Below are 16,620 nucleotides of genomic sequence, written 5' to 3'. Positions count from 1 at the left end.
GGCCCGCCGGCGGCCGACCCCGGCAGCGGCGGGCGCGGGCTGACCGGCATGCGCGAGCGGGTGCGGGCGGTGGGCGGCACGTTCGAGGCCGGGGCGGGCGCGGACGGCGGCTTCCGCGTGCGGGCCGCGATCCCGCTGGTGGAGCCGGCGTGACCGCGCCGCTGCGGGTGCTGATCTGCGAGGACCAGGCCCTGGTCCGGGCCGGCTACGTGACGATCTTCAACGCGCAGCCGGACATGACCGTGGTCGGCGAGGCCGAGAACGGCCACGAGGCCGTGCACGAGGCACTGCGGCTGCGCCCGGACGTCGTGGTGATGGACATCCAGATGCCGCTGCTCGACGGCATCGCAGCGACCCGCCGGCTCGCCGGACCCGGAGCGGAGCACCCGATGAAGGTGCTGGTGGTGACCACGTTCACCGTCGACGGCTACGTCTACGAGGCGCTGCGCGCCGGGGCCAGCGGCTTCCTGCTCAAGGACACCCCGCCGGCCGGGCTGGTCGCCGGGGTGCGCACGGTCGCGGCCGGTGAGTCGCTGCTGGCGCCGTCGGTCACCCGCGAGCTGATCGGCCGCTACGCCGAGCGGCTGCGCCCCGCGCCCGCCGCGGACGGGGGCGGGCCGCTGGCCGAGCTGACCCCGCGCGAGCGCGAGGTGCTGCGCCTGGTGGCCGACGGGCTGTCGAACGCCGAGATCGCCGCCGAGCTGGTGGTCGCCGCCGAGACCGTCAAGACCCACGTCTCGCGCATCCTGAACAAGCTCGACCTGCGTGACCGCGTGCAGGCCGTGGTGCTCGCCCACCGCACGGGGCTCGTCCCGCCCGCCCCGTAGAGATCGGGATCACCCGACCGGCCGCGGTGTCGATGCTCCCCGTAACGTCGTCACCGGAGGCGGGACCGGGTGGGGCCCGCCGCAGGTGCCAGAAAAGGATCGTTCCCCGTGACCGACTCGCGAACCCCGGACGCCGGGGCCAGCAGCCCCGGGACGGCCATGCTGCGACGGGGCACGGCCACCGCGCGGCGACGGCTGAGCAGCGCGGTGGGCGCGCTGCTCGCCCGGGCCGCCCCGGCGGCGCTGCGGATGCTGCCGGCCATCTCCGTCGTCCCGCTGCGGCGCGACGGCATGGACCCGATCCCGCGGCTGGGCAAGCTGCGCGAGCGCTCTCCGGTCAGCCGCATCCCGGTGCCGCTGCGCGCCGGGGCGTGGCTGGTGACCGGCTACGAGCAGGCCCGCGACGTGCTGGCCGCGCCGGCGACGACGTTCAGCACCGACTACCTCAACTTCGCCCGCGCGGTCGGCCTGCCCGCGAAGAACCACCCCGGCGGCCTCGGCTTCACCGACCCGCCCGACCACACCCGGCTGCGCCGCGTGCTCACCCCGGAGTTCACCGGCCGGCGCCTGCAGCGGCTGGTGCCGCGCATCGAGGCGGTGGTCGCCGAGCAGCTCGACGCGCTGGAGCAGCGCGACGGGGTCGTCGACCTCGTCTCCGCCTTCGCGTTCCCGGTGCCGTCGCTGGCGATCTGCGAGCTGCTGGGCATCCCCTACGAGGAGCGCGACGACTTCCAGCGGCTGAGCACCTCCCGGTTCGACCTGGCCGACGGCGCCCAGGCGGCCGTCGGCGCGGTCGAGGGCGGCGTCGACTACCTGCTGCGGATCATCCGCCAGCAGCGCGCCGAGCCCGGTGAGGGCCTGCTCGGGCGGCTGGTGCGCGACCACGGCGACGAGTTCACCGACCGCGAGCTGGCCGGGCTGGCCGACGGCCTGCTCACCGGCGGGCTGGAGACCACGGCCAGCACCATCGCGATGGGCGCGATCCTGCTGATGCAGGACCCGGAGCTGTTCGAGCGGGTGCGCACCGACCCCGCCGCCGTCGACCCGTTCGTCGAGGAGCTGCTGCGCTACCTGAGCGTGGTGCAGGTGGCGTTCCCCCGGGTCGCGCTGAAGCCGGTGAAGATCGGCGAACGGGAGGTCGGGCCGGGCGCGGTGGTGTTCTGCTCGCTCAGCGGGGCCAACCGCGACCCCGCGCTGTGCCCGGAGGCCGACCGGTTCGACGCGTCCCGGCCCACGACCCGCCACCTGGCCTTCGGCCACGGCATCCACCGCTGCGTCGGCGCCGAGCTGGGCAAGATCGAGCTGCGCGCGGCGCTGCCCGCGCTGGTGCGCCGGTTCCCGCAGATGCGGTTGGCCGCCGACCCGGCCGAGCTGCCGTTCCGGCGCAGCTCGATCGTGCACGGCATCGACCGCCTCCCCGTCCGGCTCGGGCCGCCCGCGGGCTGACCTGGTCGTCCGCCCGGGCCGGTTCCTGGGCTACCGTCGGTGCCCATGGGGCGAGTCGCGGACGGCGGGGACCGCCGTGACGCTCCGGACGACCTCTCCCTCGACCCCGGCCTCGCGGTGGCCGTCTGGGTCGCGCTCGCCGTGGGCGGGTCCCTGCTCGCCGGCGTGCTGGGCGGCGCGCTGACCGGCTCCGGGCTCGGCGTCCGCACCGGGGCCACCGTCGCCCGCTCCGGCGCCGACGCCGCCGCCGTGGCGTGCGTCGGGCTGGCGCTCATCGGCGTCCTGCTCCCGCTGGGCGCCGACCGCCTGCCCGGTTCCGCCCTGCGCGACCTGCTGCGCGTGCAGCGCCGCGCCGACCGCGTCCTGGTCGCCGCGGCGGGCGCCTGGCTGGTGCTGCTGGTCGTCGGCATCGTGCTGCGCACGGCCGACGCGCTGGGCCGGTCCCCGCTGCAGCTGTCCGGCGGCGAGGTGCTGGCCTGGACGACCCGCCTCGACGCCGGGCGCGGCATGCTGCTTGCCGCCGCCTGCGCGGCCGCCGTGCTGGGCGTCGCGGTGGCCCGCGTGCGCCGCCGCGACGCCGTCCAGGTGCGCGTCCCGGCCGTCGTCGCGGTGATCGGGACCCTGCTGCCCGCGCTCACCGGGCACTCCGGCGCCGATCCCGAGCACCAGTTGGCCGTCGTCGCCATCGCGCTGCACGTGGGCGCGGCCGCGATCTGGGTCGGCGGGCTGGCCGCGCTGCTGGTGCTGGTCGCCGGCCACCGCGCCCTGCTGGACAACACCCTGCCCCGCTTCTCCGGGCTGGCCGCCGGGTGCCTGCTCACGGTCGCGCTGTCCGGGCTGCTCAACACGTTCACCCGCCTCGACGGCCCGGCCTCGCTGGTGAGCACCGGCTACGGCCTGCTGGTCGCGGCCAAGGTCGTGCTGCTGGGCGCCGTCGCCGGGCTGGGCTGGCTCACCCGCCGCCGGCTGCTCGCCGGCCGCATGCCGGTGCTGCGCTGGGCGGGCGCCGAGATCGCGGTGATGGCCCTGACCATCGGCGTCGCCGCCGCCCTCAGCCAGACCCCGCCCCCCGACGGGTCGCACTCCGCGCACGGCTCCCCGACCGGCCACCAGCAGCACGACCAGGCGCTCCCCACCGGGGAGCTGAACCTGTGGGCCGTGCAGTCCGGGCCGCTGGGCACCGTCGTCGTCGACACCCAGTACCGGATCGTCTACCGCAGCGACCTCGACTCCCCCCGACCGCCGACCTCGGCCTGCCTCGACACCACCTGCACCGACGTCTGGGCCCCGCTGGTGGCCGACGGCCGGTCCGTCGTCGGGCGCGGCGTCGACCAGGCCCGCATCGGCACGCTCGACCGCCCCGACGGCACCCGCCAGGTCACCCTCGACGGCTGGCCGCTCTACCTGCGCGTCGGCGAACCCGCCGGGCTGGCCTCCACCGGCGCGAACGGCACCGACGGCGTCTGGTTCGCGGTCTCCCCCACCGGCGACAAGGCCGCCCCCGGCTGACCCGCGCCCGGCCCGTCGAGAACGAAGTTGTCGTGATCAACCGGGCCTGTTGATCACGACAAGTTCGTTCTCGACGGGGGGAGAGGGTCAGCGGGAGGCGAGTTCGGCGGCGATGGCGTCGCCGAGGTCGCGGGTCGTGCCGCGACCGCCGAGGTCGGGCGTCAACGGGGCCTTGTCGGGTCCCATGGCCAGCACCCGCTCGACGGCGGCCAGCACCTCCGCGCCCGCTTCCCGGTGCCCGAGGTGCTCCAGCATCATCGCCCCGCACCAGATCTGGCCGATCGGGTTGGCGATGCCCCGGCCGGCGATGTCCGGGGCCGAGCCGTGCACGGGCTCGAACAGGCTGGGCATCTCGCCGGTCGGGTTGATGTTGGCGCTGGGGGCGATGCCGATCGTGCCGGTGCAGGCGGGGCCGAGGTCGGAGAGGATGTCGCCGAACAGGTTGCTGGCCACGACCACGTCGAACCAGTCGGGGTGCAGCACGAAGTTCGCGGTGAGGATGTCGATGTGGAAGCGGTCCACGCGGACGTCCGGGTAGCGCCGCGCCGCCTCGTCCACGCGCTCGTCCCAGTACGGCATGGTGATCGAGATGCCGTTGCTCTTGGTCGCCGAGGTCAGGTGCTTCTTCTCCCGGCTCCGCGCGAGGTCGAAGGCGAACTGCAGGATGCGGTCGATGCCGGTGCGGGTCATCACCGTCTCCTGCACGACGAACTCGCGGTCGGTCCCGGTGAACATCTTGCCGCCGATCGCGGAGTACTCGCCCTCGGTGTTCTCCCGCACGACGTAGAAGTCGATGTCGCCGGGGCCGCGGTCGGCCAGCGGGCTGCGCACGCCGGGCATCAACCGGCACGGGCGCAGGTTGACGTACTGGTCGAAGTGGCGGCGGAACTGCAGCAGGCTCCCCCACAGCGACACGTGGTCGGGCACCACGGCCGGCCAGCCGACGGCCCCGAAGAAGATCGCGTCGTGCGGCGCGAGCAGGTCGAACCAGTCGTCGGGCAGCATCGCGCCGTGGCGCTGCCAGTAGTCGGCGCTGGCGAAGTCGAACGGGACGAACTCCAGGTCCAGCGAGTGCGCCCGGGCCGCGGCCTCGAGCACCTTGAGCCCTTCCGGGACGACCTCCGTGCCGATGCCGTCGCCGGGGATCACCGCGATCGAGTGCCGGGTCATGGGCCGAGCTAACCAGGCACGCCCTTCTGCGCCCACTCCCGCAGCTCGGCGGCGCGGATCTTGGTGCCGTTCGTCCCGGAGGTCGTCGGCATCGCGTCGATGATCTCGATGCGGCTGGGCACCTTGAACCGGGCCAGGGCCGAAGCGCACCACTCGCGCAGCTCCTGCGGGGTGGCTGTCGCATCGACACCGCCGTCGAGGACGACGAACCCGACCGCCTGCGGGGCGCCATCCGGTGACCGGGCGCCGACGACCTTCGCCGTCACGACGGCGGGGTGCGCGGCCAACCGCAGTTCGATCTCGGCCGGGGCGACCAGGAAGCCGCTGAGCCGCAGCACGTCACCCATCCGGCAGACGTACTCGATCGCCCCGTCGGGGTGGCGCACGGCCAGGTCGCCGGTGCGGAACCAGCCGTCGGCGGTGAACGCGGACGCGGCCGCCTCCGGGCTGCCCAGGTACTCGTCGACGACGGTCGGCCCGGCGAACAGCAGCTCGCCCTGCTCGCCGTCGGGCAGGGGTGCGCCGGTCTCCGGGTCGGCCACCCGCACCCGGATCGCGGCCGAGACCGGCGTGCCGCCCCCGGTCCACCGCCGGGGCGCGGGGACGTCGTCCGGCCAGGACGTGGCCAGCGCGAACACCTCCGACGAGCCGTAGACGCCGGTGGTGAGCGCGCCGAACTCCGCGGCGGCCCAGCGCGCGATCTCCTCGACCCGGCCCATGAAGTCGGCCAGCCCGACCCAGCGCAGGCTGGTCAGGTCCGCGGGCTCGATCGTCCAGGCGTCGACCAGCCGGGAGACCATGTCGTCGCCGCCGACCAGGTGCGTGGCCCGGTGCTCGGCCATCGCGGCCAGCACCACCGGCGGGTCGAACACCGGCTCCAGCAGGCACGTGCCGCCGCCGGCGATCGTGGCGAGCGCCGTGGAGAAGCCGAACACGCCCGACAGCGGCAGCACCAGCGTGACGACGTCGCCGGGGCCGATCCCGAGCCGTCGCGCGTCGGCGATGCCGTGCTCGACGACGGCCCGCTCGCGGTGGGCCGCCAGCTTGGGCAGCCCGGTGGACCCGGACGTGCTGAACGCGACGGCGAGGTCGCTCCCGTCGCGCCCGGCCGGCGGCGCGCAGGCTTCGCGGTCGACCAGCGCCGTCCCGCCGCCGACGTCGAACGGCGCCGGGTCGGGGTCGGCGCCGTCGGGCCCGGCCACCGGCACGACCAGCGGCGCGGCGCCGTCGACCTCGGCCACCGCGCGCCGCAGCCGGTCGACCAGGTCGAGGTCGTGGAAGCCGGCCGCGACCGCGAGCACCCGCGGCGCGGCCCGGCGCAGCACGTGCGCGACCTCCTCGACGTTGTAGCGCGTGTTGAGCCCCATGACGTGCGCGCCGAGCCCGCTCGCGGCGACCTGCCAGGCCAACGCGTCCGACCAGTTGGGCAGCCAGACGCCGACGCAGTCGCCCGGGCCGACCCCGGCCGCGGCCAGCAGCGCGCGCACCGCGTCGGCGTGGGCGCGCAGCTCGGTCCGGGTGACGGGCCGGAAGCCGGCGCCGACCCGGTCGAGCGCGACCGGCGCGCCGGCGTCGGCGGCGACGAGGTCGTCGAGCAGCCCGGTGAGGGTGCCGGTCACGGCAGGCCGGCCTTCGGCACGTCGACGCGCGTGGCCAGCAGCTGCGCCTCGCGGACGGGCCGCCGCTCGTGCTCGGCGAAGGACGGCGCGGCGCACATGAACAGGGTGCGGCCGTCGTCGCCGCCGAGCATGCAGGCGAACACGCCCTGCGGGGCGGTGCAGACCTCGGCGAGGATCTCGCCGCCCTCCCGCACGCGCACGACCCGCGAGTGCGAGGCGTCGGCGACCCAGATGGCGCCCTCGGCGTCGAGGCAGATGCCGTCGGGCACGACGTCGAACGCCCCGAGCACCTCCTCGACGCCACCGCCGGCCGGCGCGGTGCCGAACCCGGCCCACACGCGGCGGTTGGTGAGGGCGCCGTCGTCGGCGATGTCGAAGGCGGTCAGGCGGCCGCCGAAGCTCTCGGCCACGACCAGCACGCCGTCGGAGACGACCATGCCGTTGGGGAACATCAGGTCGTCGGCGACCACCCGCGGCGTCCCGTCCGGGGTGACGTGCACCAGCGTCGTGCTGCGCGGCGACTCCCCCGCCATCAGGTCGAACCCGAAGTTGCCGACGTAGGCGCCGCCGTCGGCGGTGACGGTCATGTCGTTGAGCATCGACGGGACCAGGCCGGACAGGTCGGCGTGCTCGACCAGCTCGCCGTCGGGCTCGCGGCGCAGCAGCCTGCGGTCGCGCATGGAGACGATCAGCATCCGCCCGTCGGGCAGGAAGCCCAGCCCGGAGGGCTGCTGCGGCACCCGCGCCACGACCTCGCGGCCCCCCTTCCCGTCGGTGACCAGGACGCTCTCGGTGTAGAAGTCCGAGAACCACAACCGGCCCTCGTGCCAGCGGGGGCACTCCGTGTAGGACAACCCGTCCAGGACAACCGACACGTCACCGTTGACCGCCATGCCCCGCACACTCCCACCGCCGCGCCGGCCTGCGCAGCCCCCGGGACGGCCGAAAGGTCAGGTGCCGGCCGTGCCGCGTTGCTGGAGTTGCCCCGCGCACACCGACCCGCTGCCGCGCAGGCCCTGGTTAGGATCGCCTAACCAGAAGGCCGACCGCACGGGAGTAGTCATCGCTCGCGCACGCAGTTCCACTTCCACCGCCGTCGACGGCGCCGGGCTGCGGGCGCGCATCCTGCGCCGGCAGCGGCCCCGGGTGATCGGCGCGGCCCTCTGCCTGGTGGGCCACCAGACCTGCGAGGCCACGGTCCCGCTGGCCATCGGGGTCGCCATCGACTTCTCGGTGGCCAGCGGCGAGCCCACCGCCCTGGTGCTCACCCTGGCCGGGCTGATCGCCCTGTTCGGCCTGCTGACCACCTGCTACCGCTGGTTCGCCCGCTTCGCCGGGGGCGCCGAGATCGCCGAGGCGCACCAGCTGCGCACCGAGCTCGCCCACCACGTGCTGGGCGGGCGCGTCGTGCGGCGCCGCCAGGGCGAGCTGCTGTCCATCGCCTCCTCCGACGCCGACCTGGCCGCCGGTGCCGTCGTCTGGGTATCCGGGCTGTGCGGCTCGACCGCCGCGCTGGCCGTGAGCTCGGCGATCCTGCTGAGCATCGACCTGCGGCTGGGCGCCGGGCTGATCGTCACCGCGGCCGTGGTGACGTTCGCGCTCAACGCGCTCTCGCCCTGGCTGGCGCGGCGGGTCGAGGCCCAGCAGGAGTCGCTGGCCGCCGCGTCGGCGCTGGCCACCGACCTGGTCACCGGCCTGCGCGTGCTGCACGGGCTGGGCGCGCAGCGCAACGCCGCCGCCCGCTACCAGCTGGTCAGCCGGGAGGCCGAGCAGGCCGGTGTGCGGGCGGGCGCGGCCAAGGCCGTCCAGCTGGGGGCCACGGTGCTGGGCAGCGGCATCGTGCTGGCCGTGTCGGCGGCCGCGGCCGGGCTGCTGGCGCTGGACGGCGCCATCGGCGTCGGCTCGTTCGTGGCCGCCGTCGGCGCCGCCCAGTTCATCGCCGAGCCGCTGGCCGGCATCGGCATGCACCTGCAGATCGGGGCCTCGGCCAGGGCGAGCGCCGGGCGGATCGAGGCCGTGCTGGCCGAGAAGGCCGACGAGCAGGCCGCACGCACCGACGGCGACGCGCCACTCACCCTCGACCTGCGCGCCGGCGAACTGGTCGGCGTCGTCGCCCGGCCGGCCGTGGTCGAACGAGCGGTCGCGGCGCTGCGCGGCGACCCCGGTGCGGACGGCGCCGTGCTGAGCGTCGACGGGCGCACCGGACCCGTGCACGTCGAACCGCACCGGCCCGACCTGTTCAGCGGCACCATCGCCGACAACCTGGCCCTCGGCCGCACCGGTGGGCCTCCCGACCCCCGGGCCGCGGTGGAAGCCGCGGGCGCCGCCGAGTTCGTCGACGCCCAACCGCACGGCCTCGACGAACCGGTGCGCGACCGCGGGCTGAGCCTGTCCGGCGGCCAGCGCCAGCGCCTGGCCCTGGCCCGCGCCCTGCACACCGACCCGCCGGTGCTGGTGCTCGTCGAGCCGACCACGGCGGTCGACTCGGTCACCGAGGAGATCGTCGCCGACGGCATCCGCCTGCTGCGGCACTCGGACGGCTCCACGCGGACCACGCTGGTGTTCACGACCAGCCCCGTGCTGCTCTCGCGGACCGACCGGGTCGTCGTGGTCGGCGACGACGGCACGCTCGTCAGCGGCGGGCACCACGACCTGCTCGGCCACGACGCCGGCTACCGCGCGGCGGTGCTCGGATGAGCGAGCTCGCGGGAGGGGCCGACCGGACGCGACTGCCGCTGGCGTCCGCCGGCGACGTCCGCCGCGCCATCGGCACGCACCTGCGCGAACGCCGCGGCCGCACCGTCGCCACGGTGCTGCTGGCCGCGCTGGCCGCGCTCGCGGGCCTGGTGGCGCCGTGGGCGCTCGGCCGGATCGTGGACACCGTGCTGACCGGTGGGCAGCCGGGCGAGGTCGTCTCGGCGGCCGTGCTGGTCGGCGGGGCCGCGCTGCTCGGCGCGCTGCTGACCACCGTCAGCGCCGGGATGGTCGTGCGCGTCGGGCAGTTCGTGCTGGCCCGGCTGCGCGAGCGCACCGTCTCCGCGGCGCTGGCCATGCCCGCGGGCGAGCTGGAGGAGAGCGGGCGCGGCGACCTGCTCAGCCGGGCGGGCGACGACGTCGCCGTGGTCGGCGACATCGTCACCCGGCTGCTGGCCCCGCTGGTGGGGGCCGTGCTGACCGTCGCGCTGACGATCGCCGGGCTGTTCGCCCTCGACCCGTGGCTGGCCGTGGCCGGGCTGACGGCCGTGCCGGTGTACGTGCTGTCGCTGCGGTCGTACCTGCCGAGGGCGGCCGAGCGCTACGCCGGGGAGCGGGCCGCGTTCGCCGACAGGGCCGAGGCGCTGGTGTCCACCTTGGACGGTCTGCGGACGGTCCGCGCGTACGGGGCGGAGGCCGCGCACACCGAGCGGATCGTGGCGTCGTCGGCGCGGGCGCGCGACATCTCCCGCGGCGTGCTCTGGTTCAGCAGCGCATGGGGCAAGTGGATGAACATCGCCGAGCTGGTCGGGCTGGGCATGATCGTCGCGGTCGGGTTCGCGGTCGTGTCGGCCGGCACGGCCACCGTCGGCGAGGTCACGGCGGCGGCGCTGTACTTCCACCGCATGTTCAACCCGATCGGCATGATCATGTTCAGCTTCGACCAGCTGCAGTCGGCCGCGGCCAGCCTCTCCCGGATCGTCGGCGTCGTGGCCGCGGCGCCGGCGCCGACCGAGGCCCCCGCCGAGCGCCCGGCCGGCGAGCTCGTCGGTCGCGGGGTCTCGCACAGCTACGCGACGACCGAGGTCCTGCACGACGTCGCGGTGGCGCTGGCCGCGGGCGAGCGGGTGGCGCTGGTCGGGCCGAGCGGGGCCGGCAAGTCGACGCTGGCCGTGCTGCTCGCCGGGCTGGCCGCGCCGAGCCGCGGCGAGATCACCGTCGGCGGCACGCCCGTCGAGCGCTTCCGCTCGGCGAGCCCGAAGCCGGTCGTGCTGGTCTCCCAGGAGGCCCACGTCTTCGCCGGCCCGCTGGCCGACGACCTGCGCATGGCCCGCCCCGACGCCACCGACGCCGAGGTCGAGAAGGCGCTGGCCACCGTCGGCGCCGACGGCTGGGTCGCCGCGCTGCCGCAGGGGATGCGCACCGTCGTCGGCGAGCTCGGCCACAGCCTCACCCCCGAGCAGGCCGCCCAGGTCGCGCTGGCCCGCGCGCTGCTGGCCGACCCGGTCGTCGTCGTCCTCGACGAGGCCACCGCCGAGTCGGGCAGCCGCAGCGCCACCCGGCTGGAGGACGCCGCCGACGCCGTCCTGGACGGGCGCACCGGGCTGGTCGTGGCCCACCGGCTGCGCCAGGCCAGCCACGCCGACCGGATCCTGGTGATGGACGGCGGCCGGATCGTCGAGGCCGGGTCGCACGACGAACTGCTGGCCGCCGGCGGCCACTACGCCGAGCTGTGGGCCGCCTGGCAGGCGTGAACCGCGCGGCCCGGGGCACGATGACGGGGTGGAATTCCGCTACCTCGGCCGGTCCGGCCTGCAGATCTCCGAGATCACCTACGGCAACTGGCTCACCCACGGCTCCCAGGTCGAGAACGACGTCGCGACGCGGTGCGTGCGCGCGGCCCTCGACAACGGCATCACCAGCTTCGACACGGCCGACGTCTACGCCAACGGCCGCGCGGAGGAGGTGCTCGGGGCCGCACTGAAGGGCGAGCGCCGGGAGTCGCTGGAGATCTTCACCAAGGTCTACTGGCCGGTGGGGCCCGACCCCAAGGGCAAGAACGACACCGGCCTGTCCCGCAAGCACATCATGGAGGGCGTCGACGCCAGCCTGCGCCGGCTCGGGACCGACTACGTCGACCTCTACCAGGCCCACCGCTTCGACCTGTTCACCCCGCTCGAGGAGACGATGCAGGCCTTCGCCGACGTCGTCCGCGCCGGCAAGGCCCTCTACATCGGGGTCAGCGAGTGGACCGCCGACCAGATCCGCCGCGGCCACGCCCTCGCCGCCGACCTGGGCATCAGCCTGGTCTCCAACCAGCCCCAGTACTCGGCGCTGTGGCGGATCATCGAGGACGAGGTCGTCCCCACCTGCGCGGAACTCGGCCTGGGCCAGATCGTCTTCTCCCCCGTCGCCCAGGGCGCGCTGACCGGGAAGTACCGCCCGGGCGAGCAACCCCCGCAGGGCTCCCGCGCCACCGACGACAAGGGCGGCGCGAACATGATCAGTCGGTGGATGAAGGACGACGTGCTCGGCGCGGTGCAGGAACTGCGCCCCGTGGCCGGCGACCTCGGCCTGACCATGGCGCAGCTGGCGGTGGCCTGGGTCCTGCAGAACCCGAACGTCTCCGCCGCGATCGTCGGGGCCTCCCGACCGGAGCAGGTGGCCGAGAACGCGAAGGCCGCCGGCGTGCGCATCCCCGCCGACGCGATGACCCGCATCGACGAGGCCCTCGGCGACGTCGTCACCCGCGACCCGGCGATGGTCGGCCGAGCCAACCCCCGCCGCCGCCCGGTCTGACTTCCCGCCCCCGCGTGTCAGGAAAGCCACCCTCAGGACATCTGACGTCCCGAAGGTGGCTTTCCTGACACCGGGCACGGGTTACATGGGCGCGCCGCTCGCAGAGGTGACCGCGTCCTCAGGGCCCCTGCCAATCGGAGGTCACGGCCCCCCGGCCCGGACGGGAGCGGTTCTCGTCCAACCGGACCGCACGAAACCCGCTCTCGTCCTGCCGAAGTGGCGCGACACCCGCTCACTCCCCCGCCCGCACAACCTCCGGGCTGGTCGTGTCCAACGGCACCGAAGGCGACCGCACCAACCCCAACTGCACGGTCTGCCGCCCCACCGTCGCATCGAGCAGCCAATCCGCAGCCACCCGGATCCGGTTCCCCGGCATCGACAGCAGGTGGTAGCCGCGGGTGACCGCGGCGGCCGGCAGCCCGGTCAGCGGCACGTGCAGCGGGTTCGCCGCGGCGTCCGTGCCGCCCAGCTCCACCACCCAGCCCAGGTCGTGGTGGCGGTAGCGGCGGACCTTCCCGTGGCCGAGGGACGCGGCGACGTTGTGCCCGGCCAGCTTGCCCTGGCGCTGGGCGTGCTGGGCGGTCATGGCCGTGTACTCGCCCGGGCGCGTGCGGTCGGGGACGGCGGCGGCGTCGCCGCAGGCCAGCACGTTGGGGCAGCCGGGGACGAACAGGTCGTCGTCGACGACGAGCCGGCCCTTCGCGGTCGGCGCGCCGATCGCCTCGACCAGCGGGTCGGGGCGCACGCCGACGCACCAGGCGATCGTGCGGGTGGGCACCTGTTCGCCGGTGGTCAGCCGCACCCAGCCGGGGCCGGCCTCGGCGACGGACTGCTCGGTGCGCACGTCGACGCCGCGGCGGCGCAGCACGGTGTCGGCTTCGCGGGAGAGCCGCTCGTCGAGTTCGGGCAGCACCCGCGGGGCCAGGTCGAGCAGCATCCACCGGGGCCGCAGGCCCTCCAGCCCGGCGATCCGGCGGGCGAGCGTGTCGGTGAACTGCACGCCCTGCGCGGCGACCTCGGTGCCGGTGTAGCCGGCGCCGACCACCACGAACGTGCTGCGCGCCCGCCGCTCCTCGCGGTCGTCGCTCGCCGCGGCCAGCTCCAACTGGCGCACGATGTGGTCACGGAGGTACAGCGCCTCCGGGATGCCGCGGAACCCGTGGGCGTGCTCGGCCACGCCGGGCACCGGCAGCAGCTTGTTGACGCTGCCGACGGCGATGACGAGCCGGTCGTAGGAGATCGCTCCGCGGCCGCCCTCCGGGTCGGTCCAGGACACCCGCTGCTCCTGGACGTCGACCGCGTCGACCTCGCCGAGGACCAGCCGGACGCCGGGCAGGGTGGCCGTCAGCGACACCGAGATGCGACGCGGGTCGACGACGCCGGTCGCCACCTCGGGCAGCAGCGGCAGGTAGAGGAAGTAGTCGGTCGGGTTGACCAGCACGACCTCGGCGGCCTCCCGCAGCCGCTTCCGCATGGCGCGCACCGCGTGGTAGCCCGCGAACCCCGCCCCGACCACGACGATCCGCGGACGCCCGTCGCCCTTCCACCCGTTCACCGGCACGACGGACCCCCCGTTGTTCGCCACGCCCCGTCTCTACCCGATCACGGGCCGGACGGCCAGGTCGCTCAGCTCGGCGCGGCGAGCAGCGGGGCGACGTCGAACTCCTGGCGCAGCACCCCGAAGCGCAGCATGAGGTCGGCGACGCGCTGGAGGTCGTCGGCGGTCAGCGAGGACGGCCAGGTCCCGAGGGTCAGCTCCGGGGCGATCTCCGGCTTGACGGTGGTGTAGCCGGTCAGCGTCTGCTCGACGATCGTCCGGTCGTCCATCTCGGACTGCGCCTTGCCCAGGGCGCGCTCGAACGCGGCGAGCGTGTTCGGGTTCTCGCGGGCGAACCGGGCGGTGGCGGTCACGCCGGCGATGGGCAGGTCCGCGGTGGCCCCGGTGGCCACGTCGAGGATGCTCGTCGCGTCGAGCTGGGCCTTCGCCAGCGTGATGAACGGCTCCAGCAGGATGGCCGCGTCGATCTGGTCGTTCTGCAGGGCCGGCATCATGTCCGGGAACGGCAGCTCGACGAACTCCACGTCCGCCGGGTCGACCCCGGCGTCCTGCAGCGCCGAGCGCGCCATGATCTCGGTGATGCTCCGGAAGGTGTTGGTGGCCACCCGCTTGCCCACCAGGTCCCGCGGGGTGCGCACGGCCGAACCCGGCATCGTCATCAGCTGGAACGACTTCTCGGCGGTCCGGTAGCCCGGCTGCAGGATGCGGAAGTCGGACACGCCCTGCTCCTGGGCCAGGATCACCGACGGCCAGCTGGTCCAGCTCAGGTCGAGCGACTCGCCGACCAGCTGCGGGAGCGCCACCGCGCCGCCCTGGATCGTCACCAGTTCCACGTCGAGGCCCTCGTCGCGGAAGTAGCCCGCGCGGTCGGCGCGCTGCACCGCCGCGAGGTCGACGATGGGCAGCACGCCCACCTGCAGCTCGGCCTTCTCCAGCACGGGGCCCGGCGCGGGCGCCTGCTGCGGCTCGGCCTCGGACCCGCTCAGCGCGCCGCACGCCGTCGCGAGCAGCAGGCCGGCGGCGGCGAGGGCGGTGCGCCACGGCCGCCCCGCCCGAGGGCTGGGTGCAGTCGACCTCGCCATCGTGGGCGTCCTCCTCGGGCGGCAACGACCTGCGGAAGTGCGAGCGCATCTTGGATCACCCGATCGTGTGACCGCAAGCACGTGCCTCACGCTGCGCGACGACCGCGGCGCGCGCTCACACGAGCGAGCCCAGGGCCACCACCGCCGCGGCCAGCAACGCGGCCACCACGACCGCCGAGACCAGGGCCGACAGCACGAGCAGCGCGAAGACCACCCGTCGGCCGCGGACCACGGACGGCGGCAGCACCTTGGTCACAACGCTCCCGCGCGCGGTCGCAGCAGCCAGCGCAGCGGCGCGGACGGCGGGTCGTTGCTCAGCTCCCTGCCCGTGCGGCCGCTGCGGCGGGGCCCGGCGCCGAACGCGTCGAAGGCACTGACCGCGAAGTAGCCGACCTCGGCGTACTGGTTGGCAAGCTGGCGCACGAGCCCCCCTTCACCCGCGGTGTCGGCGAGCCAGGCGGCCACCGCCGCCGACCGCTCCGAGCGACCCGTCGCGTCGCGCACCTCGTAGGGGTGCGGCACCGGACCGCGGTCGAGCAGGACATCGCATTTGGTGACGACGACGGCGACGCGGACGCCGATGCGGTCGCGGCGGCGCCCGACGTCGCGTTCGCGCAGACCGTCGGCGATTCGCGAGACGACGTCGTCGGGCGGCGACGTCGAGTGCTGGGGCAGCTCGATCTCCTCGGCGGTCATCCGGCTCAGCACCGAGGGCAGCGAGAACGGGTCGACGACCAGCAGCATCCCCGCGGTCGAGCCGAGGAAGCGCAGGCCGGACACCTTGTCGCTGGACTGGTAGTACTCGCCGGCCGCGTCGTAGAGGTAGACCAGCCGCCTGCGCGAGCCGACGCCGACGAAGAACGTCGCCGCGCGCAGCGGCGCGGTCGGCAGGGTCGATGGCACGGTCCTGAGGTCCTGGAGCTGCTCGGCGACGTTCACGAAAGAGTCCCTCGTGTGGTCGTCGCCGAACGCGAAGCCGTCGTCGTCGCGCAGGTCGGCGATCGCGGCGAGCATGTGCACCGTCTTGCCGGCCACCTTCCCGGCAACGACAGGGACGTGGTGCGTCGGCGCCGTGAGGCCCCCGATCGGCAGCACGCCCCGGCAATCCGGGTGGCTGCAGTGCGCGCGCAGTCGCGAGCGCCCCCGCAGCAGCAGGGTCGGCAGCTCGGCGCGGCAGCGACAGGTGCGGGCGAGGACGCCCAGCGAACCGGGCAGCAGCCGATGGTGCAGCTCCTGGCACTGGGGGCACTCGTAGACCGGAACGCCGACCCGGCGCTGGCAGCTTGGGCACTCCACAGTGATGCCCCGCACCCGCAGCGCCGCGAGCTCGACCAGGTGCAGCACTGCGCAGACCGCCCACGTGCCGCCCAGCAGCGCGCCGAGGAGCAGGGCGAAGACGAGCGCGGCGACGAGCAGGAACGTCCCGGCCACAGCCGCTCCGGCGACCAGCCCGACGAGGCCGCCGACCAGTCCCCCGGTGAAGATCACCTTCCCGACGACGCCGGGCCACGAGTTGAGCTCATCGGGCAGTCGCCAGGCGTCGAGCAGGTAGCCCAGGACCGACCTCGGTCCCTTCGCCCGCAGCGAGAGCGCCCGGCGCACCGCGGCCCGTCCGCCGGCGACCAGCATGTCCCCGCAGTCGCGCCACGCCGGTCCGAAGTAGTAGCTGAGGTAGCCGGGGTCGCGCCCCGGCGGCGGCGGGTCCGGCGGCGCCACCCGGAGGTGGCCCTGGTCGACGTCGCGCAGAACGACTGCGCCTGCACGGCGCATGGCGACGGGGACGAACCCGGCGGTGAACACGGCCACGGCGGACGCGGCGAGCGCGGCGAAGGCCGCGCTCAGCACGAGGATGACGGTGACCGCTACGGCGCCCGCCGCGACGATCGTGAGGCCCGCGACGATGTACCACCACACGG

At 75.1% G+C, this 16,620-nt stretch carries 13 protein-coding genes; 6 read left to right on the top strand and 7 right to left on the bottom strand.

Annotation, left to right across the window (positions count from 1 at the left end):
• Positions 1-149 precede the first annotated feature (149 nt).
• The 3 genes from KIK08_RS18060 (at position 150) to KIK08_RS18050 (ending at position 3,782) form a co-directional block, all read left to right on the top strand.
• Positions 150-827, top strand: a complete 678-nt coding sequence (locus KIK08_RS18060; protein WP_214404347.1) for a response regulator — start codon at positions 150-152, stop codon at positions 825-827.
• Positions 828-935: 108 nt separating this feature from the next.
• Positions 936-2,273 (top strand): cytochrome P450, encoded by a 1,338-nt coding sequence (locus KIK08_RS18055; protein ID WP_308257704.1) that lies wholly within the window; start codon positions 936-938, stop codon positions 2,271-2,273.
• Between the two features lie 45 nt (positions 2,274-2,318).
• Positions 2,319-3,782, top strand: coding sequence for a CopD family protein (locus KIK08_RS18050; protein ID WP_214404346.1), 1,464 nt, complete (start codon positions 2,319-2,321; stop codon positions 3,780-3,782).
• Positions 3,783-3,869: 87 nt separating this feature from the next.
• On the opposite strand, the gene KIK08_RS18045 is transcribed toward KIK08_RS18050, so the two are convergent.
• Genes KIK08_RS18045 through KIK08_RS18035 form a run of 3 tightly spaced genes read right to left on the bottom strand, consistent with a single transcriptional unit; the run spans position 3,870 to position 7,464 of the window.
• The gene (locus tag KIK08_RS18045; RefSeq protein WP_214404345.1) at positions 3,870-4,952 is read right to left on the bottom strand and encodes a tartrate dehydrogenase; all 1,083 of its coding nucleotides are present in this window, start codon (positions 4,950-4,952) and stop codon (positions 3,870-3,872) included.
• An 8-nt stretch (positions 4,953-4,960) separates the two neighbouring features.
• On the bottom strand, positions 4,961-6,571 hold the full coding sequence (locus tag KIK08_RS18040; RefSeq protein ID WP_214404344.1) for an AMP-binding protein: 1,611 nt from the start codon (positions 6,569-6,571) through the stop codon (positions 4,961-4,963).
• Positions 6,568-7,464, bottom strand: coding sequence for an SMP-30/gluconolactonase/LRE family protein (locus KIK08_RS18035; RefSeq protein ID WP_214404343.1), 897 nt, complete (start codon positions 7,462-7,464; stop codon positions 6,568-6,570). Before KIK08_RS18035 ends, KIK08_RS18040 begins: the two co-directional genes overlap by 4 nt.
• 253 nt (positions 7,465-7,717) lie before the next feature.
• Here KIK08_RS18035 and KIK08_RS18030 point away from each other — a divergent pair, with 253 nt between their 5' ends.
• From KIK08_RS18030 to KIK08_RS18020, 3 genes are read left to right on the top strand one after another with little or no spacing between them, the layout of a single operon-like run.
• On the top strand, positions 7,718-9,268 hold the full coding sequence (locus KIK08_RS18030) for an ABC transporter transmembrane domain-containing protein (RefSeq protein ID WP_214404342.1): 1,551 nt from the start codon (positions 7,718-7,720) through the stop codon (positions 9,266-9,268).
• Positions 9,265-11,019: an ABC transporter ATP-binding protein gene (locus KIK08_RS18025; protein WP_214404341.1), complete on the top strand. Its 1,755-nt coding sequence runs from the start codon at positions 9,265-9,267 to the stop codon at positions 11,017-11,019. The genes KIK08_RS18030 and KIK08_RS18025 overlap by 4 nt, the downstream gene beginning before the upstream one ends.
• 28 nt (positions 11,020-11,047) lie before the next feature.
• On the top strand, positions 11,048-12,064 hold the full coding sequence (locus KIK08_RS18020) for an aldo/keto reductase family protein (RefSeq protein ID WP_214404340.1): 1,017 nt from the start codon (positions 11,048-11,050) through the stop codon (positions 12,062-12,064).
• Between the two features lie 232 nt (positions 12,065-12,296).
• Here the strand turns inward: KIK08_RS18020 and KIK08_RS18015 are convergent, their stop codons facing one another.
• The 4 genes from KIK08_RS18015 to KIK08_RS41075 form a co-directional block, all read right to left on the bottom strand.
• Positions 12,297-13,649 (bottom strand): NAD(P)/FAD-dependent oxidoreductase, encoded by a 1,353-nt coding sequence (locus KIK08_RS18015; RefSeq protein ID WP_308257703.1) that lies wholly within the window; start codon positions 13,647-13,649, stop codon positions 12,297-12,299.
• 41 nt (positions 13,650-13,690) lie between these two features.
• Positions 13,691-14,704, bottom strand: a complete 1,014-nt coding sequence (locus KIK08_RS18010; protein WP_214404339.1) for an ABC transporter substrate-binding protein — start codon at positions 14,702-14,704, stop codon at positions 13,691-13,693.
• 115 nt (positions 14,705-14,819) lie between these two features.
• Complete coding sequence (locus KIK08_RS18005; RefSeq protein WP_214404338.1) at positions 14,820-14,960, bottom strand: hypothetical protein; 141 nt, start codon at positions 14,958-14,960, stop codon at positions 14,820-14,822.
• Positions 14,957-16,618 carry a TRAFAC clade GTPase domain-containing protein gene (locus KIK08_RS41075; protein ID WP_214404337.1) on the bottom strand — a complete coding sequence of 554 codons (1,662 nt, stop codon included), beginning with the start codon at positions 16,616-16,618 and terminating at the stop codon, positions 14,957-14,959. The genes KIK08_RS18005 and KIK08_RS41075 overlap by 4 nt, the downstream gene beginning before the upstream one ends.
• Between the last annotated feature and the right edge of the window lie 2 nt (positions 16,619-16,620).

The sequence above is a fragment of the Pseudonocardia lacus genome (genome assembly GCF_018531445.1).
GTDB classification, from domain to species: Bacteria; Actinomycetota; Actinomycetes; order Mycobacteriales; family Pseudonocardiaceae; genus Pseudonocardia; species Pseudonocardia lacus.
The sequence above is the reverse complement of the archived record's forward strand: the minus strand, read 5'-3'. Positions and strand labels throughout refer to the sequence as shown.